Source organism: Nocardioides oceani, from assembly GCF_030412965.1.
GTDB lineage: Bacteria > Actinomycetota > Actinomycetes > Propionibacteriales > Nocardioidaceae > Nocardioides > Nocardioides oceani.
In genome coordinates, this window is sequence record NZ_JAUHJQ010000078.1 from 1 (window position 1) to 342 (window position 342).

Genomic DNA, 342 nt, shown 5'->3' on the forward strand with positions numbered 1-342 from the left:
GAGCCACCCCTTTGACTAAGAAAACTGCGATGTTAAGGATTCTTTTAATTTGGGTTATGTCTATTGGCTGGACCATTGCACCACTATTTGGATGGAACAGATACGTTCCAGAAGGAAATATGACCGCCTGCGGTACCGATTATCTTACGAAGGATATCGTCAGTAGAAGCTATATTATCATATATTCCATTTTTGTATATTTTGCCCCATTGTTGTTGATTATCTACTCTTATTGGTTTATTGTTCAGGCTGTAGCTGCACATGAAAAATCCATGCGTGAACAAGCTAAGAAAATGAACGTCGCTTCCTTGAGATCATCTGAAGCCGCACAAACGAGCACAG

At 40.4% G+C, this 342-nt stretch carries 1 protein-coding gene; it reads left to right on the forward strand.

The genetic code is table 11. From position 1 onward, the window contains the following. Positions 1-342, forward strand: a 342-nt coding sequence (locus QWY28_RS23350) for a 7 transmembrane receptor (RefSeq protein WP_300955310.1), incomplete at both ends; no start/stop codon positions are given.